The following is a 238-nucleotide window of genomic DNA, read 5'->3' as shown; positions in this document are numbered from 1 at the left end:
ATTTGAAGTCAGAGCGCTCGCCCAGCCGGACATCTGTAGCTGTGCTTTTAAACCGGTGCCAGGGAGTAAGGCGGTATACGTTGCGGTATAAATTCCTTTTTGATCTTCATTCCAGGCGATGCTTTCCGCTTTTGTATTTGGCAGCTGGATAGCCTGGTTGATAGCGTCTCGTTGCCCCCCGACCAGGTTTTCATAGCTATCCTTGAGTGTTACCGTAACTTTTATCGCACCGCCTGCG

At 50.4% G+C, this 238-nt stretch carries 1 protein-coding gene; it reads right to left on the bottom strand.

Annotation, left to right across the window (positions count from 1 at the left end; genetic code table 11):
- Positions 1-238: hypothetical protein (locus LJE08_RS14435; protein ID WP_227403640.1), on the bottom strand; the 238-nt coding region annotated here is incomplete at both ends.

The sequence above is a fragment of the Holdemanella sp. DFI.5.55 genome (genome assembly GCF_020593575.1).
GTDB lineage: Bacteria > Bacillota_I > Bacilli_A > Erysipelotrichales > Erysipelotrichaceae > Holdemanella > Holdemanella hominis.
Note: the sequence above shows the minus strand (reverse complement) of the source record. Positions and strands in the feature narration are given on the sequence as shown.